General features: G+C 44.5%; 22 protein-coding genes. 12 read left to right on the top strand and 10 right to left on the bottom strand.

The features are described from left to right. The first annotated feature begins 6 nt into the window (after positions 1–6). The 3 genes from NI468_RS08715 (at position 7) to NI468_RS08725 (ending at position 1,704) form a co-directional block, all read left to right on the top strand. The gene (locus NI468_RS08715; protein ID WP_253101389.1) at positions 7–669 is read left to right on the top strand and encodes an elongation factor P hydroxylase; all 663 of its coding nucleotides are present in this window, start codon (positions 7–9) and stop codon (positions 667–669) included. A gap of 87 nt (positions 670–756) precedes the next feature. Continuing rightward, complete coding sequence (locus NI468_RS08720) at positions 757–1,374, top strand: L-threonylcarbamoyladenylate synthase (protein WP_004646095.1); 618 nt, start codon at positions 757–759, stop codon at positions 1,372–1,374. A 45-nt stretch (positions 1,375–1,419) separates the two neighbouring features. Further along, entirely contained in the window at positions 1,420–1,704 is a 285-nt protein-coding gene (locus NI468_RS08725) for a hypothetical protein (protein ID WP_004279223.1), read from the top strand. 81 nt (positions 1,705–1,785) lie between these two features. On the opposite strand, the gene NI468_RS08730 is transcribed toward NI468_RS08725, so the two are convergent. Beyond that, positions 1,786–2,265, bottom strand: coding sequence for a hypothetical protein (locus NI468_RS08730; RefSeq protein ID WP_004279222.1), 480 nt, complete (start codon positions 2,263–2,265; stop codon positions 1,786–1,788). Between the two features lie 504 nt (positions 2,266–2,769). Between NI468_RS08730 and NI468_RS08735 the strand changes: the two genes are divergently transcribed. From NI468_RS08735 to rluB, 3 genes are read left to right on the top strand one after another with little or no spacing between them, the layout of a single operon-like run. Next, positions 2,770–3,564: a segregation and condensation protein A gene (locus tag NI468_RS08735; RefSeq protein ID WP_004279221.1), complete on the top strand. Its 795-nt coding sequence runs from the start codon at positions 2,770–2,772 to the stop codon at positions 3,562–3,564. Then, entirely contained in the window at positions 3,561–4,151 is a 591-nt protein-coding gene (gene scpB / locus NI468_RS08740; protein WP_005104832.1) for an SMC-Scp complex subunit ScpB, read from the top strand. The genes NI468_RS08735 and scpB overlap by 4 nt, the downstream gene beginning before the upstream one ends. A 41-nt stretch (positions 4,152–4,192) precedes the next feature. Then, positions 4,193–5,245, top strand: coding sequence for a 23S rRNA pseudouridine(2605) synthase RluB (gene rluB, locus NI468_RS08745; protein WP_005107723.1), 1,053 nt, complete (start codon positions 4,193–4,195; stop codon positions 5,243–5,245). 54 nt (positions 5,246–5,299) lie between these two features. Here the strand turns inward: rluB and NI468_RS08750 are convergent, their stop codons facing one another. Genes NI468_RS08750 through NI468_RS08775 form a run of 6 tightly spaced genes read right to left on the bottom strand, consistent with a single transcriptional unit; the run spans position 5,300 to position 14,766 of the window. After that, positions 5,300–7,036, bottom strand: a complete 1,737-nt coding sequence (locus NI468_RS08750; protein ID WP_138742768.1) for an ABC transporter ATP-binding protein — start codon at positions 7,034–7,036, stop codon at positions 5,300–5,302. Between the two features lie 10 nt (positions 7,037–7,046). Next, complete coding sequence (locus tag NI468_RS08755) at positions 7,047–8,198, bottom strand: ABC transporter permease (protein WP_004646090.1); 1,152 nt, start codon at positions 8,196–8,198, stop codon at positions 7,047–7,049. A 7-nt stretch (positions 8,199–8,205) separates the two neighbouring features. Then, entirely contained in the window at positions 8,206–9,144 is a 939-nt protein-coding gene (locus NI468_RS08760; RefSeq protein WP_004279216.1) for an ABC transporter permease, read from the bottom strand. A 12-nt stretch (positions 9,145–9,156) separates the two neighbouring features. Beyond that, the gene (locus NI468_RS08765) at positions 9,157–11,163 is read right to left on the bottom strand and encodes a M3 family metallopeptidase (protein WP_164542807.1); all 2,007 of its coding nucleotides are present in this window, start codon (positions 11,161–11,163) and stop codon (positions 9,157–9,159) included. A 20-nt stretch (positions 11,164–11,183) separates the two neighbouring features. Further along, positions 11,184–12,986 carry an ABC transporter substrate-binding protein gene (locus NI468_RS08770; RefSeq protein WP_253101386.1) on the bottom strand — a complete coding sequence of 601 codons (1,803 nt, stop codon included), beginning with the start codon at positions 12,984–12,986 and terminating at the stop codon, positions 11,184–11,186. 22 nt (positions 12,987–13,008) lie between these two features. Beyond that, positions 13,009–14,766 (bottom strand): ABC transporter substrate-binding protein, encoded by a 1,758-nt coding sequence (locus NI468_RS08775; RefSeq protein ID WP_253101392.1) that lies wholly within the window; start codon positions 14,764–14,766, stop codon positions 13,009–13,011. A gap of 724 nt (positions 14,767–15,490) precedes the next feature. Between NI468_RS08775 and NI468_RS08780 the strand changes: the two genes are divergently transcribed. From NI468_RS08780 to NI468_RS08800, 5 genes are all read left to right on the top strand, one after another. Then, positions 15,491–18,154, top strand: coding sequence for a TonB-dependent receptor (locus NI468_RS08780; RefSeq protein WP_071851445.1), 2,664 nt, complete (start codon positions 15,491–15,493; stop codon positions 18,152–18,154). Positions 18,155–18,301: 147 nt separating this feature from the next. Further along, entirely contained in the window at positions 18,302–19,003 is a 702-nt protein-coding gene (locus NI468_RS08785; RefSeq protein ID WP_005107731.1) for an energy transducer TonB, read from the top strand. A 36-nt stretch (positions 19,004–19,039) separates the two neighbouring features. Then, positions 19,040–19,924: a MotA/TolQ/ExbB proton channel family protein gene (locus NI468_RS08790; RefSeq protein WP_171260784.1), complete on the top strand. Its 885-nt coding sequence runs from the start codon at positions 19,040–19,042 to the stop codon at positions 19,922–19,924. A gap of 16 nt (positions 19,925–19,940) precedes the next feature. Further along, positions 19,941–20,366: an ExbD/TolR family protein gene (locus NI468_RS08795; RefSeq protein WP_004730650.1), complete on the top strand. Its 426-nt coding sequence runs from the start codon at positions 19,941–19,943 to the stop codon at positions 20,364–20,366. Between the two features lie 21 nt (positions 20,367–20,387). After that, positions 20,388–20,804: an ExbD/TolR family protein gene (locus tag NI468_RS08800; protein ID WP_153566852.1), complete on the top strand. Its 417-nt coding sequence runs from the start codon at positions 20,388–20,390 to the stop codon at positions 20,802–20,804. A gap of 55 nt (positions 20,805–20,859) precedes the next feature. Here NI468_RS08800 and ftn read toward each other — a convergent pair whose 3' ends face one another. Next, on the bottom strand, positions 20,860–21,324 hold the full coding sequence (gene ftn / locus NI468_RS08805) for a heteropolymeric bacterioferritin subunit Ftn (protein ID WP_004646080.1): 465 nt from the start codon (positions 21,322–21,324) through the stop codon (positions 20,860–20,862). Positions 21,325–21,666: 342 nt separating this feature from the next. On the opposite strand from ftn, the gene NI468_RS08810 reads away from it, so the two are divergent. Beyond that, the gene (locus tag NI468_RS08810) at positions 21,667–22,734 is read left to right on the top strand and encodes an SDR family oxidoreductase (protein ID WP_153566851.1); all 1,068 of its coding nucleotides are present in this window, start codon (positions 21,667–21,669) and stop codon (positions 22,732–22,734) included. A 70-nt stretch (positions 22,735–22,804) separates the two neighbouring features. Here the strand turns inward: NI468_RS08810 and ligA are convergent, their stop codons facing one another. Beyond that, entirely contained in the window at positions 22,805–24,844 is a 2,040-nt protein-coding gene (ligA, locus tag NI468_RS08815) for an NAD-dependent DNA ligase LigA (RefSeq protein ID WP_071851490.1), read from the bottom strand. A 109-nt stretch (positions 24,845–24,953) separates the two neighbouring features. Next, positions 24,954–25,919, bottom strand: a complete 966-nt coding sequence (locus tag NI468_RS08820; RefSeq protein WP_071851439.1) for a cell division protein ZipA C-terminal FtsZ-binding domain-containing protein — start codon at positions 25,917–25,919, stop codon at positions 24,954–24,956.

Raw genomic sequence — 25,919 nt, forward strand, 5'->3', positions numbered from 1 at the left:
CAAGTCATGCATCTGTTGCAGCCGCAAACAGAAGTGAATGTTTCATCACTCGTTAGCACAATTCCAAGCCTTGATTCTGACAGTTCAACACAACAAGTGCAACTCTCGCTATGGGCGAATTTATCGTCAGAAGCGCAGCAGGTGGACTGGCTCATCTTACACTTTAATCACTGGTTTTCCCATTTAAATGTCACTTTAGTGCGCGGCGAATTTGAACCAGAATATTTCCCTGCCAGCGCAGACCGTCCTGCCCGCATCCAGTTTGCCCATGGTTTCTTTAATAGCGCTTTGCATGAAATCAGCCACTGGACCATTGCCGGAGACAAACGCCGCCTGCTGCCTGATCTGGGTTACTGGTATGCCCCGGATGGGCGGACCCGTGAACAGCAGGCTTTATTTGAACAGGTGGAAATCAAGCCACAGGCAATTGAGTGGATGTTTGCCCAGGCTTTTGGCCGTAAATTTCGGGTTTCTTTGGATAACCTGACTGGCGACGGCGGTGATGGTGCCAGCTTTAAAGATAATGTCTACGCTCAAGTACAGGCTTATTTTAATGGTACAGCCAAACTTCCATGTGATGCAGCGCGCTTTATCCAATGTATCTGTATCTGCATCAGAGGTGGCAAAAGTTTACAATCTGATGAATTTATACGTGAAATGCTTGATTAAATTACACAAATCTACCTTTTTTATGATTGCCAGATCTTGCCTGAGCGCCACATAATAAGCCATCAGCCCAAGCTTGGAGTAGTCTCTATGCTGCATTTACGCGTACACCCAGACAATCCGCAACCCCGCTTAATCAGTCAGGCAGTGGAACGTATCCGTGCGGGTGATGTGGTGGTCTATCCTACTGATGCGGCCTATGCGATTGGTTGCCAGATTGGGAACAAGAGTGCCATGGAGCGGATTGCGCAAATTCGTGGTCTGGGTCCAAAACACCAATATGCGATTCTGTGCTGTGATTTGTCCGATATTGCCACTTATGCCAAGGTGGACAATGCCATGTACCGTTTGCTAAAAAATAATACACCAGCCATCACGACCTTTATTTTACCTGCGACCAGCGAAGTCCCACGTCGATTGATGCATCCCAAGAAGAAAACCATTGGTCTGCGCATTCCGAATAATCCGGTGTGTCAAATGTTACTGAAAGAACTCGGTGAACCGTTGTTAACCTCTACCCTGATTTTACCGGGTCAGACTGACCCACTTGATGATCCTTATGATATTGAAATGCAGCTGGGCAAACGCATTGATGTTTTTGTAGATAGTGGTTTAGGCACGTTGAGCACGACCTCTATTGTAGATTTATCTGGTGATCATCCAGAAGTGATTCGTCGTGGTATGGGAGATGTCAGCGCCTTTGAATAAACGACGCTTGAGAAATTCCTACAAACATTCGGGGAGTCAAAATGAATGGATTTATTTTATCTCCTGCTAAATCAGCATGAATTTTCTGCACAGGATTTAATCTATGCAGAACTGCCTTGGACACTGCAATCCAAGGCAGTCATGGTCGAAGCACATTTTCCTTCCCATCCCACTGTAAATATTGATCATACTGAGTACCAATTTTTCCTGACGTTGGCTGTAGCGAGACAGTTGTTGCAGATCTATTCAAACCAAAATGTATGCCTGGCAGAGACTTGCCAACGTATCATTGAATTTGCGACCAAGGAATACAATCATTCCTCACCATGAAAATCTAAAAAAGCATAGGGTGAGAGGTTGCAGTTCTATTCTTTTCAATTCGACAGGTATGCAATGGTTGCCAAAACCAGTTTAGGAATCTGAACTACGTTCATAATGACGAACTGCAATGAAATTTGGGCATTGCGATAGCTTCTGTTCATGGTGCATGAGTTCCTCGCCCAGCTTATTTTTCAGATACACATGAAAAATGATCTGATCATCTTCCAGTACATTCAGCATCGCCGTACGTGCTTTGGGTTCCATGACTTTAAAGGAATTGATCGACTCACAAGACATGGCTTGCATATCCAGTTTAATCCGCTCATCCAGCTGGTCGCCCTCATAAGCCATATGCCGCATGTAAAAACGAATATTGGGATATTGGTCCAGCACACTAAAATCCATTTTCATGGCCTGCATGACAGGTCGGGCCTGTTCCGCAAAAGCTGAAAATCCACCTGATTTCAGTCCTGTGCGTGCTTCATCTTCAAGCTGCATAATCTGATATTTGGGATAAGCCCAAAATCCCCCGAATGCGATCATCCCAATAACAACCAGAATAAGTGGCATGCTTTCTTCACCTTTTTATTGATTTTTGTGATTCTTGACTATTTTTCGAGAGTATAGCGGTATTTTTGACCAAAAATTATAGGGAGATATTTTATTAATACTTATTAATTTTATGTTTTTTAATGGGAAATCCGTTTGAAAATCATTCGATATCTGCCAGCTAGCTTATTTACTATTTTGAGGAGAATCACTGTATTGATCGAGTTTTGAAGTGAATCAACTGGCATCATCTACCAGATAAGCTTAATTATGAGAGCCAATTTAGCATGAAAATCACCGCTGCATTTCCCGCCCGATTCTGCCATTTTCCTTTGTACTATTTTAAAATCGCAGATAAATTCCATTATTTTTTTTAAGTTTTTATGGCTTTGACGGCTTATTTAATTTATTTAAAGTTACTTTTCCAGTACAATGACAACGCTTAATCCTGTGCTTTTCTTTCGATCAGATACCGAAAATCAAGCCTTTGCATGCCTTTGAAAATTCGCGTGGCCTATAATTGTAATGACTCAAATTATCCATAACACTATGGAATCTGCTCCGCACATTCGGGTTCTGGATGAATGGCAGGATACAATTCCAGAGGATCTGTACATTCCTCCAGCGGCATTTGAAATCTTATTAGAACATTTTGAAGGCCCACTCGACTTTTTAATTTACCTGATTCAAAAAAACGGTTTTGATCTGTTACAGGTCGATATCGCGCCGATTGCAGCGCAGTATTTGTCTTATATGGACGCGATGAAATCCCTGAACATCGAGCTGACGGCCGACTATATGGTGATGGCGGCCTTACTGGCAGATCTGAAATCACGTTTGCTTTTGCCGAAACCGAAAAGCCTGACTGCGATTGAACAGGATCCAAAACAAGAACTGATTGACCGTTTAGAAAATTATTTAAGAATTAAACAGGCAGCAGAACGTCTGGGCCAGATGCCGATTCTGGAACGTGACACTTTCACCACCAACGTCAGTTTGGGCGAAATCCAGCAGCCGAATGAAGGCTATTCAAGCGATTTATTGCGTGATGCCTTGCTTTGTATATTTAACCGTCCTGAACCGGTGATTCATCAGGTGCAACAGGAACCGGTACTGCTGGAAGAACGTATTGCCTATATTGAAAGTTGTATTGAAACTGGCGCAATACTCAGCTTTAAGGACTTGTTAAAACCGAGCCAAGGCCGTATGGGTATGGTGGTAACCTTTATGGCGGTGCTGGAACTGACCCGACAACAAAAAATTCAGATTATTGCTACAGGTATTGAAGCCCCGCTCGCAATTCAAGGAGCCAGTCAATGACACTCGATCAAAATACGCTGTTATCTGCAGAAGATAATCTGCATGAAGTATTAATGCAGCTTGAAGCCATTATTTTTGCCAGCGACTCTGCGGTTTCATTGGCTCGTCTGAAAGAAGCTTTTCAAGATCGCTATAGCAAGCAGGAATTACGTCAGTATTTACAACAACTTTCCATGCTGATGCATGGCCGTTCAATCGAACTGATTGAAACAGCACAAGGTTATCGTTTTCAAGTGCGTGCAAAATATCGTAATATTATTGCACAGACCTGGCCTGAGCGACCGGCTCGCTTGTCGCCTTCATTACTAGAGACGCTTGCGGTGATTGCTTATCACCAGCCAGTGACCCGAGCGGATATTGAACAAATTCGTGGTGTCACGAATAACAGTCAAAACTTGCGTACGCTGTTTGACTGGAACTGGATTAAAGAGTCTGGATTTCGTGAACTCCCTGGAAGACCTGCGTTGTTAATGACAACGCCACAATTTTTAAATGCGTTTGGCCTGAATAGTTTGGGCCAATTGCCTCCCCTGCAGGATGCCAAGGAAGCTTTTATGGCCCTCGATGCGAATGCACCGAAGTCATAAATAGGTGAACTGTTGATAATTATTTCTAAGGTTATGCTGTCATGAGTGAAAAGTTACAAAAGGTGCTTGCACGCGTTGGTTTGGGTTCTCGCCGTTATATGGAAGAAGTCATTGCCGCGGGTCGTGTAAGTGTCAACGGGCAAATTGCCCAAGTGGGTGAACGAATCGAACCAGGTGATGAGCTTCGCATCGATGGTCGTAAAGTTGCCTTCCAGATTGAAGACGAAATCCGTCGTCGTGTCATTATCTATTACAAGCCTGAAGGCGAGATCTGCTCACGTAGCGATCCTGAAAACCGTCCGACCGTGTTTGAACAGCTGCCTGCTATTCCGGGCGATCGCTGGGTGATGGTCGGTCGTCTGGATATTAACTCCACCGGTCTACTCTTGTTCACAAATGATGGTGAACTTGCGAATCGCTTGATGCACCCATCGAATGAAATCGAACGTGAATATGCAGTTCGTGTCATGGGTGAAGTAACGCCACAAATTCGTAACAACATGCTTAAAGGCGTGGTGCTAGACGATGGTCCGGCAAAATTCGAATCTTTCTCTGAACTGGGCGGTGACGGGATCAACCGTTGGTTCCAGGTCGTGGTGAAAGAAGGTCGTAACCGTGAAGTACGTCGTATCTTTGAATCACAAGGCCTGAAAGTCAGCCGTCTACTGCGTACCCGTTATGGTACTGTGATTTTGCCACGCGAACTGCGTACCGGTCGCTGGATTGAACTGGATAAAAACGATATCGACAACCTGACCAAAGCTGTGGAATTGAAGCCACGTCAAGGTACAGGCTTGTTTGGTATGGCGAAACGCCGTAACGAGCGTATGCAAGACAAACCGATGGCTGCGCGCCGTGGCGGTTTCTTGCGTCAGCAACGTCGTGACAGTGATGAGCAACCACAAAATAATACTGGCCGTGAGCGTCGTGATGACAATGCTTATGGTCGTCGTGACAGAGCTGAAAACCAGAATGGCACTCAGTTTGTACGTCGTGAAAACCGTCCTGATCAAGGTTTCGGCCGCCGTGAAGAGCGTGATGAAAATGCGCCGCGCCGTCCATATGGCGTCAACAAAGGCTTTAAAAAGTTTTAATTAAGATAAATAAAAAAGTCAGGCACATTGCCTGACTTTTTTATGCCTTATGCATCAGGCACTTTGTGGAATCCCTTGCGGGATAGCACCGATTAAACGCTTGGTATATTCATGCTGTGGAGATTGATACAATTCATCTGAATTGGCGATTTCCACCAATTCACCATGATTCAGCACCATGATCTGATCTGAAATATATTTCACTACCGACAAATCATGTGAAATAAAGATATAGCTGAGTCCGAATTCATCCTGCAAATCTTGCAGTAAATTCAGCACCTGCGCCTGTACTGAGACATCCAGTGCCGAGACCGATTCATCGCAGATCAAAATCTCGGGTTTTAAGGTCAGGCAACGTGCAATCGCAATTCGCTGACGCTGACCACCTGAAAACTCATGCGGGTAACGATAAAAAGCCTGTGCAGGCAAGCTGACCCGCTCCAACAGATCCAAGGCCATTTGTTTGCGCTCTGCATCATCCTGACCAATTTTATGAATCTGCATCGGTTCCATCAGGATTTGTCCAACAGTAAAACGTGGATTCAGCGAAGCATAGGGATTCTGAAAAATGATCTGGATTTTACGTTGATACTGGGTAAATTCCTTTTCCGACATGTCCAAAATATCCCGCCCCTGAAACAGTGCCTTACCACCTGTAGCCTGTTGCAGACGCATCAGTAATAAACCGATGGTGGTTTTACCCGAACCGGACTCCCCGACCAGCCCCAAGGTTTTTCCTTTGGCCAGCTGGAAAGAAACTCCTTTTACTGCCTGAAATTCATCTTTGCCAAACAGTCCTTTACGACTATAAAAAGATTTCTTCAGATCCCGTACATCCAGAATAATTTCCTCTCCACCCTTTAGCCCACGTGAACGTTGCGGAAGCTGAGTATTCAGACGGATATCTTCTAGCCAGGTTGAGCCATCCTGTTTCATAAAATCGCTGATCATCGGCAAACGTAACGGACGTTGCGACAATTGTGGACGGCAGTGTAACAAGGCTTTGGTATACATGTCTTGAGGCCGGTCCAGCACCTCCCGAACCGGACCCTGTTCACGGATTTCCCCATGACGCATTACAATCACCTGATCAGCAATTTCACCAACCAATGCCAGATCATGGGTAATAAACAGCATCGACATCTGGCGACGTTGCCGCAGCGATTCCAGCAAGTCCAGAATCTGCTTTTGAATAGTCACATCCAGAGCTGTGGTCGGTTCATCTGCAATCAACAGTTTAGGTTCACAGGCAATGGCCATGGCAATCATGACCCGTTGTTGCTGTCCACCGGAAAGCTGCCCCGGATAGGCATCGATTTTAGTTTCTGGCGTAGGGATACCCACTTCTTTGAGCAGTTCCAGAGTACGTTGACGTGCCTGTTTTTTATTCATGCCCAAATGTAGTTGCAGGATTTCTGCAATCTGCATGCCTACCGTAAATACCGGATTTAGCGAAGACATCGGCTCCTGAAAAATCATGGCAATGTCTTTGCCGCACATCTGGCGCATTTCACGGGTTTTAAGCTTGAGCAGGTTTTTCCCTTCAAAGATGATCTGGCTATCTTCTGAAATACGTGCGCTTTCTGCCGGAAGCAGGCCCATAGTGGCGAGGGAAGTAACCGACTTGCCACTCCCCGATTCACCTACCAGTGCAACCGTGGTATTAGCCGGAATCTCGAAAGAAACCCCTTTTACGGTCTCAATATATTCTTTATTTTCACCTTTAAAACTGACTCGCAGATTTTCTACGCGAAGTAACGCAGGTGCTGTGCTTGGATTGATTTCAGACATCGTTGCGCTCCTATTTCAGTTTTGGATCTAATGCATCACGGAGTGCATCGGTAAACATCGAGAAAGCAGTCACCAATACCGCCATGGCGATTGAGGCTGCCGCCAGTTGCCACCATTTACCCAAAATCAGCTCGCTTTGCGCTTCATTTAGCATACTGCCCCATGACACTACCCCGATAGGCACACCGAAACCAAGAAAGCTCAAAATGACTTCAGACTTGATAAATGCCACCACCAAAATAGACATCTGTACTAGGGCAATATGGCTGACATTGGGAAAAATATGGACAAACATACGACGCATATTGCTCACGCCAATCGCCTTGGCAGCCAGCACATATTCACGTGCCGTATGTTTCATGTATTCGGCACGAACCAAACGGAAGACCCCGGTCCAGCCAGTCAGACCTAAAATCAGGATGATTGATAAAATACCTTTTTGTTGTAACACTGCGGCAATCGCCAAAACCAGCAACAGATAGGGAATCGAAGTAAAGATATTATAAAACCAGTTGAGAAGATCATCGACCCAGCCACCAAAGTAACCTGCTATTGCACCCAGTGCAGTTCCAATCAGTACAGCGACAAAGGCTGCAATCAGTCCAACCAGAATCGAGGTTTCAGCCCCCTTGATGGTTTTCTGTAAAACATCCTGTCCCCATTTATCGGCGCCGAAGACCAGACTTTGCTTGAGTTCCCCACTTTCATCCATCAGCTGGCCGCCGAGCTCCTGATTAATGGCCTTCATGTCTTCTGCCAGCGGATCGACCACTCCATAATAATCGATGCCTGCACCAGCACCCTGCTCAGCAGCAATTTCAGCATTCAATTCAGCAATGACATCTTTTAAAGGATCAACTGGATTGACTGGTAGAGGTACAGATTCTGCGCCCTGCTCTGTATCAGATACAGCCGGAACTGGCGCTGCACTGATAAAACTCGGCGGTGCATAGCTGACCGCCACTTCTTTATTCCAGTCTTTGGCAATCAGGCCGCTCATTGACAGTACCAGCAGCAGCAGATAAAACAGCACCACATACAGGGAAAACATGGCAATCCGGTCACGTTTCAAACGGCGCATGGCCAGTTGCCATAATCCTGTTGAAGCCGATTCAGGTGCTGCTTCAGCCGCTTGTTCTTTTTTAAATATCGCACTCAGCATAATTCACCTACTTCAACTGTACACGCGGATCGACCCATTTATAGATCAGATCGGCAATCAGGTTGAATATCATGGTCGCAGCAGCGACATAGACCGTAATGGCTTTAATCACAGGAAAATCGGAACGTTCTACCGCAATAATAACTTCACGGCCAATTCCCGGAATACCAAAAAAACGTTCGATCAGGAAAGCACCGATCAGCAGTGCCGGAAGTCCTGCCATCACATCGGTAATAATCGGAATCGAAGCATTGCGCAAGACATGCACGCCCATGATACGGTTTTCACCCAGGCCTTTGGCACGCGCAGTACGTACATAGTCCTGATTGACTTCATCCAGTACAAAACTACGATACAGGCGTAGTGTTGGTGCGATACTTACCACCAACATAATCAGCACAGGTAACAAGGCATATTTGAAAAGATTATCGGCAAAATTATCGCTCCAGCCCTGTACCGGGAACCAGCTCAGTTCATAGGCCAGGAAATATTGGAACACGATGATGTAAACCAGAATACTGATCGACATACCGATCGTACACAGCATCATGATCATGCGATCTGTCAAAGAACCACGAACCGAAGCCACACCCAAAGCCAAAATGATAGAAATAATAGTTTGCAGAATGGTCAGTGGAATCAGAATGGTCAGTGAGGGCCCCAAACGGGTGGTGATAATCTGTGCCACCGATTCTCCGGTACTCCAGCTCACCCCATAATCAAAGGTTAAAATCTGCTTGATAAAGATCCAGAGTTGTACGTAATACGGTTGATCCACACCCAGTTGCTGACGGATGTTTTCAATCTGTTCCGCATTGGCCATTTTACCGGCCAGAATATAGGCAGGGTCTCCGCCTACCCAGTTAAACAGCAGGAAAATCAGCAAAATCACCCCGAGCATGGTCGGGATCATTTGCCAAAGCCGTCGAATAATATATGCCAGCATCGCTTGCCTTCCTTAATTTTTTCCAGAGATTTCATTAAAGAAAGCTTTGCTGTCCGGATCACGACCCAAGAAGTCTTTCACCATTTGCTCGCCATGCTTTTGACCACCTTGAGCCAGGACCGTATTGCGATAATGCGCACCGACTTTCTTGTCCATCAGCTGATCGCCAAAGGAGGAAAGCATATCCAGGGCAATGACCTCAGACCACATATAGCTGTAGTAACCTGCCTGATAGCCGCCCATCAGATGCCCGAACTGTCCCGGGAACTGCTGACCGTTAACATAACCCAAGGCAGTTTTACCTTCCATATCCTGCCAGAGTTTTAAAGGCTCAATGTTTTTTGCATCTTTACCATGCAGGGCCATATCATATTGGGCATATAAAGCCTGACGGGCATAATGCAGGCCTCGGCCGTAATTCTTCACATTTTTTAAGCGCTCAGTCATGGCAGCATCCACACGAGGACATGCCGGCTCACAGTAATCCGCTACTTTTGACAAGGTTTCCAGACGGCGTGCCCACTCTTCATACATCTGTGACGGCGCTTCAACAAAGTCACGCTCTACCGAGGTACCAGACTGTTCTGTATAGCGGGTTTTCGATAGAATCCCGTGCAAGGCATGACCCATTTCATGCACAAAGGTTTCCAGTTCGTTGCTGTTCAAGCCCTTACGGTTAAAATTGGTCACCAGTACTGATACTGGACGACGCTGATTCAGGGTACTGCCGCCATAAGCTCCCCAGACAGCTGCATGCCCATATTTGCCTTCACGCGGGTATTTATCGACATATAATCCGCCCAGAAATTCGCCCGTAGCTTTGTCATGTACCGCATAATATTCCACTTCATCATGCCAGGCCTTGACTTTCACCGGCTTGAACTCAATGCCATAGAGTTCCGAAGAAATAGCGAATAACCATTTTTGCGATGCTTCTGTCGGGAAATAATCCCGTAATTTTTCCTGGTCTACCTTGTATTTGGCCTGACGCAGTTTTTCACTCCAGTAACCCTGATTCCAGCGTGTAATTTCTGCTTTCTCTAATGGAACTTTTAAAGTTTCAGCCTTGAACTGACGTAATTGTTCTACATCCTGCTTTTCTAGAGGTGCAACTTTGGCATAAACCTCATCCAGAAAACCGTTCACTGCTTCCGGAGTTTTGGCCATGCGGAATTCAAGCGCAGAATGGGCATAGCTTTCCTTGTCAAAAAGTTGTGCCATTTCATAACGCAGATCAATGGCATTTTTCATGAATTGCAGGTTTTGTTCGGTCCCGCGACGCGTGTAAGCAGTCTGGTAACGTTTGCGTGCTTCATCACTTTCTGCCAGCTCCATAAAAGGCTGGTATTCCGGATAATCAAAGCCAAGCAGATAATTGCCCTTTTCATTTTTCTTTAAATTTGCGATGTAACTTTCTGGCAGGCCTTTCATTTCAGCTGGAGTAAATTCAACTTTTTCAGGGTTATCCCGCACATTTTTGGAAAAATCCTGCCCCAGTTTGGTACTTTCTTCAATAATTTCTTTCAGTCGTTTCTGTTTTTCTGCACTGAGTTGTACCCCGGTGTTTTCAAACTGTTCCAGAATATCTTCTAAAAATTTCTGATCAATCGGATCGCTGGCTTTCAGTTTCTTGAACTGGGCATACAGTTTAGGATTCTGATACAGGGTGGTCTGGTATTTGCTGATTTTAAGTTCACAGTCATCGGCTGCCTGACGCAATGCAGGATCCGGATCGACATTACTATATAGTCCTACTGCAGCACCGAAATCCCGGGCTTTGGCATGCAACTCATCCCATTCAGCCAGATAAGGCCCTGCCTTGGCTTTATTTTTAATTTTCTTATTTTCAAATATCTGGATATCTTTTTGCATGGAAGCCAGACTGGCATCACATAAAGACGGAATTTCTGCAGCCTTGAACAATGGCAGCAGCTGTACTTGGGTATCTGCCGCTAAACCTTGATATCCCCCCATCATCATTAAACATAAGGTACTTAATTTTAAAGATTTTGATTTCATATTCATCTCCAGATTTTTTCTTACTTTTTCGTATTAATATCGATATACATCCATTCTGAAGACAGAATCGGATGGGACTTATGTCCAATAATTTGGGGTTGGGTCAAGACATTACGGTAGGTGCTATAGAGCATCAGGGTCGGCATGTTGACTTCCAGAATCCGGGTCATTTTGCGATAGAGCAGATCACGCTCCGGACCTGGCGGCATGCTCTGGGTTTGCTCGTAAAGACGGTCAAACTCAGGATGCTTGAAACAGGCATTGTTGGTGACATTGACATTCTTGCCATAGAACAACTGCATAAAGTTGTCAGCATCTGGATAATCGGCAATCCATGCAGAACTCTTGAACATGGTTTTACATTGCTTTTCCAGCTTGATGCCTTCAGCGAATGGCATGGCCTTACTGGTCAGCTGAATATGGATACTGTCCAGGGTCTTTTTCCAGAACTCACCCTGTTGCTGGCCCCGACTGGTATTCCCAGTAATCAGTTCAATCACCAGAGGTTTCCCTTCAGGCGTCTTGCGCCAGCCATCTGCACCGATCTTGTAGTTATAGCGGTCGAGCAACATATTGGCTGCTTTGACTGAATAGGGAATACTGCTTTTATAGGACGGTGAATAGCCTGCTACTCCTGGGGGAATAGGCATGTGCAGTTTTGCTCCATCTCCCTTAAGTAATACATTGATCATGTTTTCCACAGAAAATGCCATCGCCATGGCACGACGTAAGGCAATTTTTTCTGGCGCGAAACCACCCACGACCGGGTTTTGCATATTCCAGTAATGGTAACTAATGGAGGGCTCTAAAATACGTGACAGCTTCACCCCCTGCTGAGCCAGCTCAGGCTTTAATTTATCGCCATCGAGGGCCTGAACGACGATATCACCCTCAATTTCGAGCAAGTCCAGTTCATTTTTCTTAAATGCCAGCATCCGTGATTGCGCTTCTTCAATAACACGCACATCAATAGTGCCGATTTGAGGCATTTTTTTGCCCTGCATGGCTTTTACAATGGCCTGATCTTCTGCACCACTGGCTTTAAAGTCCCAGACAAAACCACGATAAGCTGGATTTGGTTTTAAGATAATCCGTGAGCCTGGTGTCCAACGGCTGAGCACGTAAGGGCCAGTTCCCACTGGCCTATTCATGACCCAACCCGCCTTATCTTTATATTTTTCAATCACTTCACGAGCCACTGCAGCGGCAGGCCCATGTGCCAGCAACATCGGAAAGTTCTGATCCGGATTATTCAGCTTTAATACCAAGGTATAGCGGTCTGGGGTCTGAATACCTTCAAACGGATTTTCATAGGCTTTGCCATTCTTTTTGGTTAGGGCCATCCATGCGTCCAGCCCTTTAATTCGGCCATCCAGCAACCAGCTGTTCGGTGAATGCAGCTTTGGGTCCAGTAGACGTTTCAAGCTATAAGCATAGTCATACGAAGTCAGTTCACGTTTTTTACCGCCAAAGACCGGATCATCGGCAAAGTAAATACCCTTTTTTATTTTGATGGTATAAGTCAGGCCATCTGCACTCACTTGAGGCAGACTGACTGCAGTCAATGGCACTAATTTTGCCGGCGAGGCCAGATAGTCATAGGTAAATAAGGTCTCAAAAATCGCCGAATTAATCTTGGCCGAATAACGGTCATGGATATAACCCGGATCAAAACCGGTTTCAGCTGCCAGAAATACTGTTTTTAAAACCTTATTCGGGTTGGCAGGATTGGCAGCCCATGTCGATGCACTCCCTGCCATCATCAAACCGGCTACTAACACCCCACTGGCCAGTTTTTTTAAAGTATTTTTATTCACATTCATACTGGTTCTTAATCTTCTCAAGTTATTTTTTAACAGGTTCAATATCCATATATTGCCAAACTGCTCTGGTCACCGGATGGGCCTTAAAGCCCTGTACATGCGGATGAATCAACCAGTTGCGTATACGGGTATTGTGCAGAATCCATGGATTATCGGCTTCCATCTGACGGTTCATCTGCTCATAATATGGCGTCCGCTGCTGCGGCGGCAGTTTCATCGCGGTCTGGTACAATGCGTCGTAGGCTTTTGAGGTATAGCAACTCAGGTTGCCTTGCTGCGCATTTGGCCCATACAGTAACTGGGCAAAGTTTTCCCCTTCCGGATAGTCCGCAATCCAGGCTCCCCCCCACATCATATGCTTGCATTGGGTGGCTTCTTTTAAATTGTCAGCAAAATTACTGACCTTGAACTCAATTCGCACCCCGATCGCATCCAGATTTTTTTTCCATAATTCTGCAGAAATCACCGAAGAGCTTGAGCTGGTTGAATTCATTTTTAGTATCAGAGGCTTGCCATCAGGCAAGCTACGGTAACCATTAGCGCCTTTCTTATAACCAAAGCGGTCAAGCAGTTTATTGGCCAGTAATGGGTTATAAGCAATACTGCTTTTATACGTCGGGTCATGTCCACCTACTCCCTCTGGCAAAATCATTTCAGCTTTATCGGCATGACCTTTGTACAACTGCTGGATAGCTTCTTTCTGGTTATAGGACAAGGCGAGAGCACGACGTAAGGCAATTTTTTCCAGTGAATTCCCACCAATCACCGGATCACGCATATTCATGATAGTGTAGGTAATTTCCGGTTCTTTATTCGGATAGTGCAGGATGCCTTTTTTCTTGTATTCACTTTTCAGCTGCTTATTTTCCAGTGCCTGTTCGGCGCCGCTCGCAGTCAGTTTGTCATAGTCCAGTTGTCCAGACTTTAAAGCCAGCCAGCGAGACTGTTCCTCTTCAATAATACTGATTTTGACCTTGCCAATTTGCGGCATCTGCTTGCCTTGCATGGCTTTGACAATACGTTGATCCCACTCGGAACCATCGCCCTTAAAGTTCCAGACAAAACCACGATAATTCGGGTTAGCGGTCAGTTCAATACGGCTACGCGGCACATATTTGTGTAACTGATAAGCCCCTGTTCCAACCGGATGCTGACCTGCCCGATGACCATAATGTTCGATCACCTCCCGTGCGGTACCACTAAAAGCCACATAGGCCAGAATATATGGAAAATTCAGATCGGAACGGGTCAGGGTAATTTGTAAGGTATATTTATCTAGTGCTTTTAAACCGGGAATAGCTGCATCGTAGTTGAACTTGCCAGTTTTTTTAGCCTGCTGGATGACCTGATCTGCCCCAAGGATTTTCCCCTCAATAAAAGAAAAAGAAGGAGAATGATTTTTGGGATCCATGATCCTTTGCATGGAGTAGATATAATCACGCGCCACCAGTTCACGCTTTTTGCCCTGAAATGCCGGATCATCACTGAAATAAATTCCTGGCTTGACTTTAAAGGTATAAACTTTGCCATCCTGCTCAACCTTGGGTAAAGATTCAGCTGTATTTGGAGCCAAGATTGCAGGCCGCGCCAGATAGTCATAACGCAATAAAGGCTCAAAAATAGCTTCAGCAACGCTACCACTATAAAAATTATAGGTTTTGACCATATCAAAACCATCATCAGGTGCTTCGAAAGCCAAGTTTAAAACTTTATCCGGATGTGCAGATGATTTTGCCCAGGAGGTTTGCCCCGTAGTCATGGCCAAGGCCAAAATTGTCATACTGAAAAATGATGATTTCAAATTTGTACCTATTCTTGATCTTGAAGTTTTAATTGCTATAGGAAGTCTTTAACACATCATCCCATATTTGCTTCAATGGATGGGTCAAAGCTGGACAGATGGAATAAACTGAACAAAGCGAATTTCATGCCATCCTCAAAAAATAACGTTTTTTTCCTGTTATTAACTCAAAAAAGCTTATTTTTATTAATCATTTAAAACATTATCAATAACATAATATTTTCCATGAATCATTAATTTAATGTTTATTCTTAAAATCTAGCTTCAAGCCTAGTCTGCACAAAAATAAACCAGACCTGTTTCATATTATTGCATCCTCCCACTGTTTCAACCCAAGAAAATACACACATAAGCAAATGAAATATATAATTATTATCTTATTAAATTATTGTATATTTTATGTAAAAATTATGCACCATGATTAAACTTTATTCAATTTCTCTTTCAGTTTTAGATTCCTTTCTTATTCATTAAATATTTATTTATTGCTTTGACAGGGGTCTCACTTCCTTCTTTCTTCAGATTCGATACACAGACTTCTTAATTTTTCTTCAGTATCGCTCGATAAATTCAAACCTCATTCAATTAAATCAATATTTTTCAATAATTTAAAAATATAAAAATATAAAATTTTATAAGTTGGCATCCGCCTTGCTTAGATCAACCCAGCACTACTTCACATAACAAAAGGGTGAAATTTACGATGAAAAAAAATAAATTGGTCGGATCTATGGGGGCTCCAACCGTCAGCAAAAGACTACTCAAGTTAAGCGCACTCAGCTTAAGTATGATGTGCTTGTCTTTGGCACATGCAGCCGATGAACCAGAAAACTCTGCCGCTCAACCTACCAAGGTTCAAAAAGTGACAGTGACAGGTTCATCTATTAAAGGAGTAGCTGCACAAAGCGCCTCACCAATCACGATTATTAAAGGTGAAGATCTGGTGAATCAGGGGGTAACCACTGTAGAAGAAGCATTGATGAAAGTCAGTGCCAACCAAGCAAGTTATGTCACAGCACAAAATGTCGGTGCCAGTAATACCAGTGGTTCAACAGCAAATTTACGTGGTCTTGGTTCGGATAAAACTTTAGTTTTAATTAATGGTCGCCGTGTTGCAAGCAGTGCATTTGGTACCGATTCAACCAACTTAAACAACATCCCTCTCGCATTGGTAGAGCGCATTGAAGTCTTACGTGACGGCGCATCTGCAGTCTATGGTGCAGATGCAGTGGGTGGTGTAATCAACTTTATTACGAAAAAGCAATATGAAGGCGTGGGCATTACTTTAGGTGGTCAAATTCCTGAAGAAAAAGGCGGCGAAAAAATTGACGTTTCGCTTTTTGGGGGATATGGCGATCTAGATGAACAAGGTTTTAATGTCTACGGTGTGATCGATTACCGAAAACAAGATACGATTTGGGCAAAAGACCGTAAAGTCAGCCGCCGTGGTGGGGTACTTCCTGAATTAGGAATTGATGGCAGTTCAGCAAATGCTTTCCCTGCAAACTTCTACGATCCTATCACAGGTATTTTGGGTAACCCTTATGGGGATAATTGTTTAAATACCAAAGATACTGTTGCTGAAGATGGTTTCTGTTATTTAAATACCCAAACTGTTATTGGTATTGTGCCTGAACAAGAGAATCTTTCTGCGTTAGGTCGCGCAACTTTCAAATTGTCAGATAACTTTAATGCGATTGGTGAGTATATCTATGCACGTGATGAAGTAACCACTTCAATTGCGCCTGATGTTTATAGTCGTAGTGTGACCTTGCCTTATGCCAGTCAATATTACCCTGGCAAAGGTATTACTCCAGCAGTTGATGGCTTGGCGACTAACACATTACAACTGTATCTACGTTCACAAGGCGGTAACCGTGTTTCTAAGTCAATTAACGAATCGAACCGTATCTTTGCAGGGATTGAAGGTGAAGCATACGGTTGGGATATGAATGGTGGTGTTACTTATGCAAAAAGTGATGCGACTGACAGTTTCGTAAGTGGTTATTTAAACCGCAGTAGAGTTCAGGCTGCACTTGATAATGGAACTTTAAACCCATTTGGCCCACAAGCAGCAGCCAATGCCGGCTTATGGAACACTTTTGATGTCAAAGGCGATACCAATCAGGCATCTTTAGAATCCACTACAATTGACTTTACCGTGAGTCGTCCAATCTACACACTGCCTGCAGGTGATGTCGGTTTTGCACTCGGTGGCAGTTTCTCCAAACAAGACTGGGAAGCAACTGTAAATTCTGAAATTGTTGCTCAAGTTCCAGGCAGTGGTATTGATCCAAATAAACCAAAAAGCTCAGGCGATCGTGACATTAGTGCAGTATTTACTGAACTCCAAGTACCTTTATTGACCAACCTGGAATTACAGTTAGCTGCTCGTTATGATGACTATAGCGATTTTGGTGACACCTTTAATCCTAAAGTGGCTTTACGTTGGGAACCAGCTAAAGAACTCATGTTCCGTACTTCTTACAGTACTGGTTTCCGTGCACCAAGCTTATATGAGGTCAATGCTCCTTCGGTCAGAACTTGGACTGGTGCAAGATATAATGACCCGATTCTTTGCCCGGGTGGTACACCAACTGAAACCAGATACCAAACTGAATGTAATACCCAGTTTATCCGTACACAAGGCGGCAATTCTGAACTAGGTCCAGAAGAGTCAACATCTTACATGGCTGGTTTTGTCTTTGAACCGATCAAAAACTTAGTTTTCACTGCCGATTACTACAATATCGAAATTGAAAACTTAGTGGGAACGATTGGTGAAGCATCAATTTTTGGTGATCCAGAAAAGTATGCTCAATACTTTGTTCGTAATGCAGAAGGTCGTATCGATCATATCTCAACTAACTTGATTAACTCCGGTGGCTTGAAAACCCAAGGTATTGATTTGAGTTTGAACTATCTTTCTCCAATGACGGCAACTGGCCGCTTCGGTTTTGGTATTGACGGTACTTATGTGATCAAAATGGATTACCAAAGTGAACCAGGCGGCGAGTGGGAAGGTTATGTCGGTGTTTATGATGACCCAGCAGTGGTTCGCTGGAAACATACTGCAAACGTGAACTGGTCTTATGAAAACTGGAGAATGGTGTTTGAACAACAGTTCGTTCGTGGTTATGAAGACTATTCAGAAGAACGCGATGTTGCTGACTACACCGTATACAACATTTCTGGCACTTACAAAGGATTTAAAAATCTGGAGCTAACTGCCGGTATTAAAAATATGTTCGATGCAGAACCACCTGCCTCTGACGTAATGGATAACTTCCAATACGGTTATGACCCACGTTATAGCGATCCAACAGGCCGCGCTTACTTCTTACGTGGTACCTATAAATTCTTTTAATTAATTACTTCGCAAACACTGCTGCCAAGCGGTGTTTGCGGTTTTCCCCGTTTAATTTTAGCCAAACAAAAAATAATGCTGCCTGTAATCAAAAAAAATTCTCATCAGTGCACTATTTCCTGTTTGTCTTAAATTCTAGGAGTCATGATGGGCACAAAGTTTGAAGACTTAGAAAAAAACTCCGCCAAAAAACTGACTGGTATTGGGGTCGTTGTTTTTTTGCATATCCTGGTTGGCCTGGTACTCATGGCTGGTATGGCAAAAGACATTATTAAACCGACGGAACAGCCGGTTGAGCTAATGATTATTCAAGATATTAAGCCGCCTGAACCTGAGCCACCAAAAGAAACACCACCTGAACCACCAAAAATCGTGGAAAAAGTGGCACAAGTGCCTGAGGTGAAACCGGTTGAAAAAGTCGTTCCTGTACAGAAAACACTTCCAACGCCAACCCAACCGACAACTGTTGCAGTGCCTACTCCCGTTGCAGCGAATCCTTCACCAAGTCCGATAGCAGCACCGGCTCCAGTAGTCGCAGCCGCTCCAGCACCAGCCCCTCCACCCGCTGGTGTCACTCGTGGTGTTTCACAAGGTGAAGCAGGTTGTAAACGCCCAGACTATCCACGTGATGCACTAATGAATGAAGAACAAGGTGAAGTCTTGATCTCTGTATATGTAAATACCACCGGCAAGGTCCAGGATGCCAAAGTGAAAAAGTCGAGCGGTAGTCGTGCGCTGGATCGTGCAGCATCCAAGGCCTTCAGTTTATGTACTTTCAAGCCAGCAATGAAAAATGGCGAGCCGCAAGAATCTTGGTATGACATTCCCTATGAATTTGTCCTTGACTAACAGATACAACAGATAAAGAAAAAAATCAGGAGATCTATGATGAAAAAATCACTAAAACCTTTAAAAAACATGACTGCTGCCGGTGTAATTGCCATGAGCACTTTATTGCCCCTGCAAGCAGTTTTTGCCGAACCGTCTGCTACGCCAACCAGTACCGTAACGGATACAGCGGCAACACCAGCGACAGCGGCTGAACCGACGCCTCCAGCACCTGCTGCGGCTGAAGAACCTGCTCACAATCCTTATGGTCTGGAAGCCATGTGGAAAGAAGGTGACATGGTATCTAAAGTCACCCTGTTCATTCTGGTCATTATGTCGATCGGTACCTGGTACATCATGATCAGCAAATGTTTACAGCAAAGTAAGATCCGTAAGCAAGCCAAGGAAGCTGAACACCAATTCTGGGAATCATCTTCTCTAGATAATGCAACCGAGAATCTGGACGAAGCCAGCGTCTACCGTTTTATTGCGGAAAAAGGGATTAAATCAACTAAAAATCATGGCGGTACACTACTTGAGCGTATTGATTTCAATACCTGGGTCACCATCTCAATTTCCCGTGCGATCGATAAAATCCAGAACCATCTGAGTGGTGGCCTGGCCTTCCTTGCGACAGTCGGTTCTACCGCACCTTTCGTTGGACTTTTTGGAACCGTTTGGGGAATCTACCACGCGCTTACCGCGATTGGTGTTTCTGGTCAGGCTTCGATTGATAAAGTAGCAGGTCCAGTGGGTGAAGCACTGATCATGACAGCGATCGGTCTGGCAGTCGCAGTTCCTGCGGTACTCGGCTACAACTGGTTGACTCGCCGTAATAAAGCGGTCATGGAAGAAGTACGTACCTTTGGTTCTGATTTACACGCAGTATTACTCAGCGGTGAAATTACAACCAATAATCCTGTTAATCGTGACGTGAAGTAAGAGTGAGGTATCAGCCATGGGAATGATGGTCAATTCAAACGACAGCGATGATGAGGTAATTGGAACCATTAATACCACACCTTTGGTTGATATTATGCTGGTTCTGCTCATTATCTTCCTGATTACTGTACCGGTTGCCATTCATACCGTACCAGTCGATCTGCCAGAAGAACGTAATGTCCCGTATGAAACCAAGCCAGAAAATGTTCAGCTGGCCGTCAATAAAACCGGCGATATTTTCTGGAATGAGTCTTATATCCCGGATAAGACGGTTTTACTGAGCCGATTACAGGCAGAAGCTCAAAAGCGACCTCAGCCTGAAGTGCATATCCGTGGTGATCAGATAACGCCTTATGAAGCAATTGATCAGGTGATTAGTACCACCCAACAGGCCGGTATCGGCAAAATTGCTTTTGTCACCACTCCGCCCGCTACACCTTAAGCACAAAGAGGGATTAAGTTTATGGGTATGAATGTTGGTTCAAATCAAGATGATGATGTGATGTTAGATGTCAACATGACGCCACTGATTGATGTCATGCTGGTCTTGCTGATTATGTTTATTATCACGATTCCATTACCAAATAACTCGATTAATATTGACCTGCCAAATGGCACGCCTCCTGTAACCGATGAAAAACCGCCGGAGCTGGTGGAATTACGTCTGGATGCACAAGGTAAGATTTTCTGGAATGATCAACCAGTAGAAAATACCCAGGCTCTGGAAAATTTATTCAAGACAGTAGCGCAAAAAGCGGATCAGGATCAGATTAAAATCAAAGCAGATCGTGCGACAGAATATAAGCATATCGCCATGGTCATGGCGGCGGCTCAACGACTGGAAGTCAAAAAAATTGGCATTATGAGTAACAACAACTAAGCATTTTCAAGATATAAAAAACCCAGCATGTGCTGGGTTTTTTATTCATCCGGTTTTACATCTGTGACTGAATATAATTTTGCAGACCAATCAGTTCGATTAAACGCAATTGTTTTTCTAACCAGTAAGTATGGTCTTCTTCGGTATCCGACATTTGCTGGCGTAACATATCACGGCTGATATAGTCACCTTTTTCTTCGCATAACTTGATGCCCTGCGCCAGTTTTTCCCGCACGTGGTATTCAAGTTTTAGATCGGCTTTCAGGCAGCTCACCACATCGTCGCCAATCTCAACGTCATCGCGCTGCATGTTTGGCGTTCCTTCCAGGAACAGAACACGACGGATAATTGCATCCGCATGCTGGGACTCTTCCTGCATTTCGTGATCGATACGTTCAAAGATTTTGGTCAATCCCCAATCTTCATACATACGAGAGTGAATCAAGTATTGGTCACGAGCAGCCAGTTCGCCACCGATCAACATATTTAAATAATCTACGACTTCTGGATTTCCGCGCATTTGAATAACTCCCTACCTGTATTTTGCTATTATGGCGAAAAGCAATTGAATTTGCAAAGCTTAACCATGGTTAAATATTTGATTTTTATATAATTAAAATGAGAAGTACTTGCATTTACACTTCGTTCTTAATGAAATCCCATTTATAAAACAACACTTTGCATTTTCATTACGCTTGCCAATAACCTAAAACCGGCAAATAAACACATGCGTTAAAATTTGTAAATCTTAATTTTGACCAGACAGATTCATTCTTTTTGTATAAACATCACTGCATTGGCGTACTTCATGCTTAAATTTCGCTTATCATTCACACAAATTTAAAACAACAACGGTTCCGATATGACACATCCACAAACAACAGCGCCTGTTCTGGTTACCGGTGCATCGGGTTATATTGCCAGCTGGGTCATCCAGAAATTACTCACGCAAGGCTATACTGTACATGCCACGGTACGTGACCTAAATAAAAGTAAAAGCTTTGCCCATTTAGAAAAAATTGCCGACAGCACACCGGGAACTCTCAAGTTATTTCAGGCCAATTTATTAAGCCCGGGTTCTTTTGATCAGGCGATGCAAGGTTGTGAAATTGTCTTTCATATGGCCTCACCTTTTGTGGTCACCAACTATAAAGATGCAGTCAAAGATATTATCGAACCTGCGGTATTAGGCACTGAAAATGTACTGAATAGTGTCAATCAGACTGAAGCAGTGAAACGCGTGATCGTGACATCGAGTATCGCATCCACCTATGGCGATGCCATTGATATTCTACAAACTAAAAATAACAGTTTTGATGAATCACACTGGAATACCACCAGTTCGGCCACACATCAGCCTTATCCTTATTCCAAAGTCATGGCAGAGCGCAAAGCCTGGGAAATGGCTGAAGCACAGGATCGCTGGGATCTGGTCTGTATCAATCCGGCACTGGTTTTTGGTCAATCCTTAACGCCAAATACCCAATCCGGTAGTGTAGAAGTCCTGCAACAGTTTGCCAACGGCATGACTTTGCTTGGTGTCCCGCCGATGTGGAATGGCGTCGTCGATGTTCAGGATGTCGCTGAAGCGCATATCCGTGCGGCGTTTAATCCGCAAGCGCATGGCCGTTATATCATTTGTAGTGAAAGCTTGAGCCTGCTGGAAATGGGCCAAATTCTACGGGCATATTTTGGCAATAAGTTTCCGTTCCCGCGCAATCAATTGCCGAAGGCAGCTTTCAAAATGTTCGGACCTGTAGCAGGTTTTAGCCGCAAATTTGTAGAGCTAAATATGGGTTATCCAATTTTCTTTAATGCCCAGAAAAGTAAAAATGAGCTCGGCATTGAGTATCGTCCGGTGAAAGAAAGTCTGGTTGAACATTTCCAGCAGCTACTCGATGATGGTGTTGTGAAAAAATATATTCCTTAATCTTTTTATGCAAAAAGCCACCCGAAGGTGGCTTTTTTAACTCTTATTCTTTCATGAAATGTGCAGAGATTTAGGCTTCAAGCTGACCATAGTCTTGCATCAAGCCAATAAACTGTTGTTCATTGATCACTGGAATACCAAGTTTTTCTGCTTTATCCAGTTTTGAGCCAGCTTTTTCACCCGCAACCACACATTTGGTTTTGCTGGATACACTGCCACTGACTCGTGCACCTAAGGCTTGCAATAACTGGGTTGCATCATCTCGTCCCATACTGCTTAAAGTCCCGGTGACCACCCAGCTTTCGCCGTTTAACGGCTGACGAGTCGGTGCGATCGGTGCATCCCAGTGAATACCGGCAGCCAGTAAACGATCCAGAACTTCCAGATTATGCGGTGCCTGAAAGAAATCCAGAATCCATTCCGCAGTGATATCACCTACATCCGGAGTTTTCTTTAAAGCCTCCAGATCGGCCTGACGCAAGGCATCCAGCGTCTGGAAAGTATTGGCCAGCATCCGCGCCGTAGTTTCACCCACCCCACGAATACCGAGTGCATAGATAAAAGCAGCCAGTGTGGTCTTTTTACTGTTTTCAATGGCATCCAAAAGATTCTGAACCGATTTGGCGCCCATCTTTTCAATACCGAGCAAAGTCTCACGATGTTCATGCAGATGGTAAATATCTGAGACATCTTTTAAAAGATTTAGATGTAGCAGTGACTCTACCCAGCGATCACCCAGCCCTTCGATATCCATGGCCTTACGCGACACAAAGTGACGAATGGTTTCGATCCGCTGCGCAGCACAATAGAGTTCGCCAGAGCAACGGGCCAATGCTTCACCTTCCGGCATCACCACGGGTGAATCACAGACTGGACATTGCTCAGGCAAATGCACTTCAACTGCATCAACCGGGCGAAATTCCGGCCAGACTTTTTCAACTTTAGGAATCACATCGCCACTACGATAAACACTAACTGTATCGCCAATACGCACATCCAGACGGTGAATTTCGCCAATATTATGCAGCGTCACATTGGAAACTGTTACTCCACCGACAGCAACTGGATTTAAACGCGCAACCGGCGTCAATGTTCCAGTACGACCGACTTGCCAATTAATATTTTCTACCGTAGTCAGTGCTGCAACTGCCGGAAATTTATAGGCGGTGGCCCAACGCGGTTCACGGCTCAGGAAACCAAGCTGTTGTTGCTGTTTCAGGTCATTGACCTTGATTACCATGCCATCGATTTCGACACTGAGACTGGCACGCTCATCAATGATCTGTTCGTAGACCTTTTGCACGTCCTGAATACTGTCACAGATAAAGTGACGCTCGCCAACCGCAAAACCGAACTGATGTAACCATTCCAGACTGGCGGACATAGTGGTTTGTCCATGATGCGGCACGCACTGAGCAATCCCATAAGCATAAAAAGCCAATGGCCGCGAGGCAGCAATATTCGGGTCCAGCTGACGCAAACTTCCTGCCGCAGCATTACGCGGATTAGCAAAGGTCTTTTCACCTTTGGCGGCATTGGCTGCATTCAGTTTTTCAAAACCGGATTTTGGCATCAACACTTCGCCGCGTACTTCTAACAAATCGGGAATAATGCCATTCACCGGAGATAAAAGTTTCGGCAGGTTACGAATGGTTCTGACATTCTGGGTGATGTCTTCACCGGTTTCCCCATCGCCGCGCGTCACCCCACGCGTCAGTACGCCATGCTCATACCAGAGTGAAATCGCCAGACCATCAAATTTTAGTTCAACATCATATTCAATTTTTTGATTCGGCAAACGTTCTTCAATACGACGGGCAAAAGCCAGCAGATCTTCCTGATTAAAGACATTGCCTAATGACAGCATCGGCACGGCGTGTGTTACAGTCACAAATTTTGAAAGCGCCTGTCCACCCACTTTATCGGTTGGGCTATCGGACTGGATCAGGTCAGGATATTGTTGTTCTAAGGCTTTGAGCTGATGAAAGAGCTGATCATATTCACTGTCTTCAATGCTCGGTTGATCCATCACATAATAAGCATGGTTATGCTTGGCAAGCAGTTGAATCAGTTGACGCATTTGCGCAATGACAGTGGCATCTTGGGTCATAATTTCACCATAAAAAAGGGCGGAAAATCCGCCCTGTAGAATATTCAGCTTTTGGCTATTATAAAAATTGCAGTCTACAGATTCAACTTGGAGATTGAACAAAGCAGGCTTAAACTTCCGTACCTTGTCCAGCACGATAATCAATAGCCTGATGGCGCCAGAATTCACGTAATTGTGGAGTAAATTCCTGCTGGTTCTGATCATAGACCAGACCATCGACTTCACGGGCAATCAAACGTGAAATACTGTCCATGGTATCAAACGCATTTTGTACATCGCTATGCGGTAAAGCCAGGAAGAATGCCAGACCTTTCACTTCCTGAGTTGATAGGGTTTCCAGATCAAAGCCTTCCATTCCAGTATCGGTCATTTGCAATACCGAGAACAGCAGTTTTGAACCGTCTTCACTATAACGGTGGAAACAGGCCAATTCGCCATAACGCAGGCCATATTTTAGTAAAACTTTCAGGGTTTTATCACCTGAAAGTACACGGCCTTGCGGATAGATATGCAAAGAAATAATGGTTTCAGCATTGGACAAAGCACTTTCTTCATCCACTATTTTTTGCTCATGCAGATGTGCATCCAGAATACTACTTTCATCATTAAATTCAGAAATTTCTGCTTTTTCGATGTTGCTGTTCAGGCTGAATTCAGGCATTTCTTCCTTGGTTTCAATCTGGCTATTCTTCTGTTCCGCTTCTACCTGTTGAACATCTGCTGCCGTGACTACCGACTTTTCCACTACTTCAGCTTCTGTTGACGGGGCAGCTACAGGAGTTTCGACTGCTTTTGGCTCAACCGGAGTTGATTCAGCCTTGCGAAAGGCGGAAGGCTTTTCAGGAGCCGGTTCATCTATACCCAAGCTTGGCTCGATACGATCAGATTCGACATCCTGTTGTGCCAACTGAGAACGTACATGCCTTGGAATGATCGGGGTCTGGCTATCCGGGTCGATATGCAGGTTGGCATCCAGTGAAGGTACAGCCTCCACAGGTTTTTTGAACAGCATTCTTATACCAAACAGCATAATCACAATTGCGATAACAATCCCGATAATGGTGGTGATTTCCAT

Source organism: Acinetobacter lwoffii, assembly GCF_024129355.1.
Lineage (GTDB): Bacteria > Pseudomonadota > Gammaproteobacteria > Pseudomonadales > Moraxellaceae > Acinetobacter > Acinetobacter lwoffii_I.

Coding starts and splice junctions, on each gene's coding strand:
- NI468_RS08715 (WP_253101389.1), top strand. CDS start 7: ATGCATCTGTTGCAGCCGCAAACAGAAGTGAATGTTTCATCACTCGTT.
- NI468_RS08720 (WP_004646095.1), top strand. CDS start 757: ATGCTGCATTTACGCGTACACCCAGACAATCCGCAACCCCGCTTAATC.
- NI468_RS08725 (WP_004279223.1), top strand. CDS start 1,420: ATGGATTTATTTTATCTCCTGCTAAATCAGCATGAATTTTCTGCACAG.
- NI468_RS08730 (WP_004279222.1), bottom strand. CDS start 2,265: ATGCCACTTATTCTGGTTGTTATTGGGATGATCGCATTCGGGGGATTT.
- NI468_RS08735 (WP_004279221.1), top strand. CDS start 2,770: ATGACTCAAATTATCCATAACACTATGGAATCTGCTCCGCACATTCGG.
- scpB (WP_005104832.1), top strand. CDS start 3,561: ATGACACTCGATCAAAATACGCTGTTATCTGCAGAAGATAATCTGCAT.
- rluB (WP_005107723.1), top strand. CDS start 4,193: ATGAGTGAAAAGTTACAAAAGGTGCTTGCACGCGTTGGTTTGGGTTCT.
- NI468_RS08750 (WP_138742768.1), bottom strand. CDS start 7,036: ATGTCTGAAATCAATCCAAGCACAGCACCTGCGTTACTTCGCGTAGAA.
- NI468_RS08755 (WP_004646090.1), bottom strand. CDS start 8,198: ATGCTGAGTGCGATATTTAAAAAAGAACAAGCGGCTGAAGCAGCACCT.
- NI468_RS08760 (WP_004279216.1), bottom strand. CDS start 9,144: ATGCTGGCATATATTATTCGACGGCTTTGGCAAATGATCCCGACCATG.
- NI468_RS08765 (WP_164542807.1), bottom strand. CDS start 11,163: ATGAAATCAAAATCTTTAAAATTAAGTACCTTATGTTTAATGATGATG.
- NI468_RS08770 (WP_253101386.1), bottom strand. CDS start 12,986: ATGAATGTGAATAAAAATACTTTAAAAAAACTGGCCAGTGGGGTGTTA.
- NI468_RS08775 (WP_253101392.1), bottom strand. CDS start 14,766: ATGACAATTTTGGCCTTGGCCATGACTACGGGGCAAACCTCCTGGGCA.
- NI468_RS08780 (WP_071851445.1), top strand. CDS start 15,491: ATGAAAAAAAATAAATTGGTCGGATCTATGGGGGCTCCAACCGTCAGC.
- NI468_RS08785 (WP_005107731.1), top strand. CDS start 18,302: ATGGGCACAAAGTTTGAAGACTTAGAAAAAAACTCCGCCAAAAAACTG.
- NI468_RS08790 (WP_171260784.1), top strand. CDS start 19,040: ATGATGAAAAAATCACTAAAACCTTTAAAAAACATGACTGCTGCCGGT.
- NI468_RS08795 (WP_004730650.1), top strand. CDS start 19,941: ATGGGAATGATGGTCAATTCAAACGACAGCGATGATGAGGTAATTGGA.
- NI468_RS08800 (WP_153566852.1), top strand. CDS start 20,388: ATGGGTATGAATGTTGGTTCAAATCAAGATGATGATGTGATGTTAGAT.
- ftn (WP_004646080.1), bottom strand. CDS start 21,324: ATGCGCGGAAATCCAGAAGTCGTAGATTATTTAAATATGTTGATCGGT.
- NI468_RS08810 (WP_153566851.1), top strand. CDS start 21,667: ATGACACATCCACAAACAACAGCGCCTGTTCTGGTTACCGGTGCATCG.
- ligA (WP_071851490.1), bottom strand. CDS start 24,844: ATGACCCAAGATGCCACTGTCATTGCGCAAATGCGTCAACTGATTCAA.
- NI468_RS08820 (WP_071851439.1), bottom strand. CDS start 25,919: ATGGAAATCACCACCATTATCGGGATTGTTATCGCAATTGTGATTATG.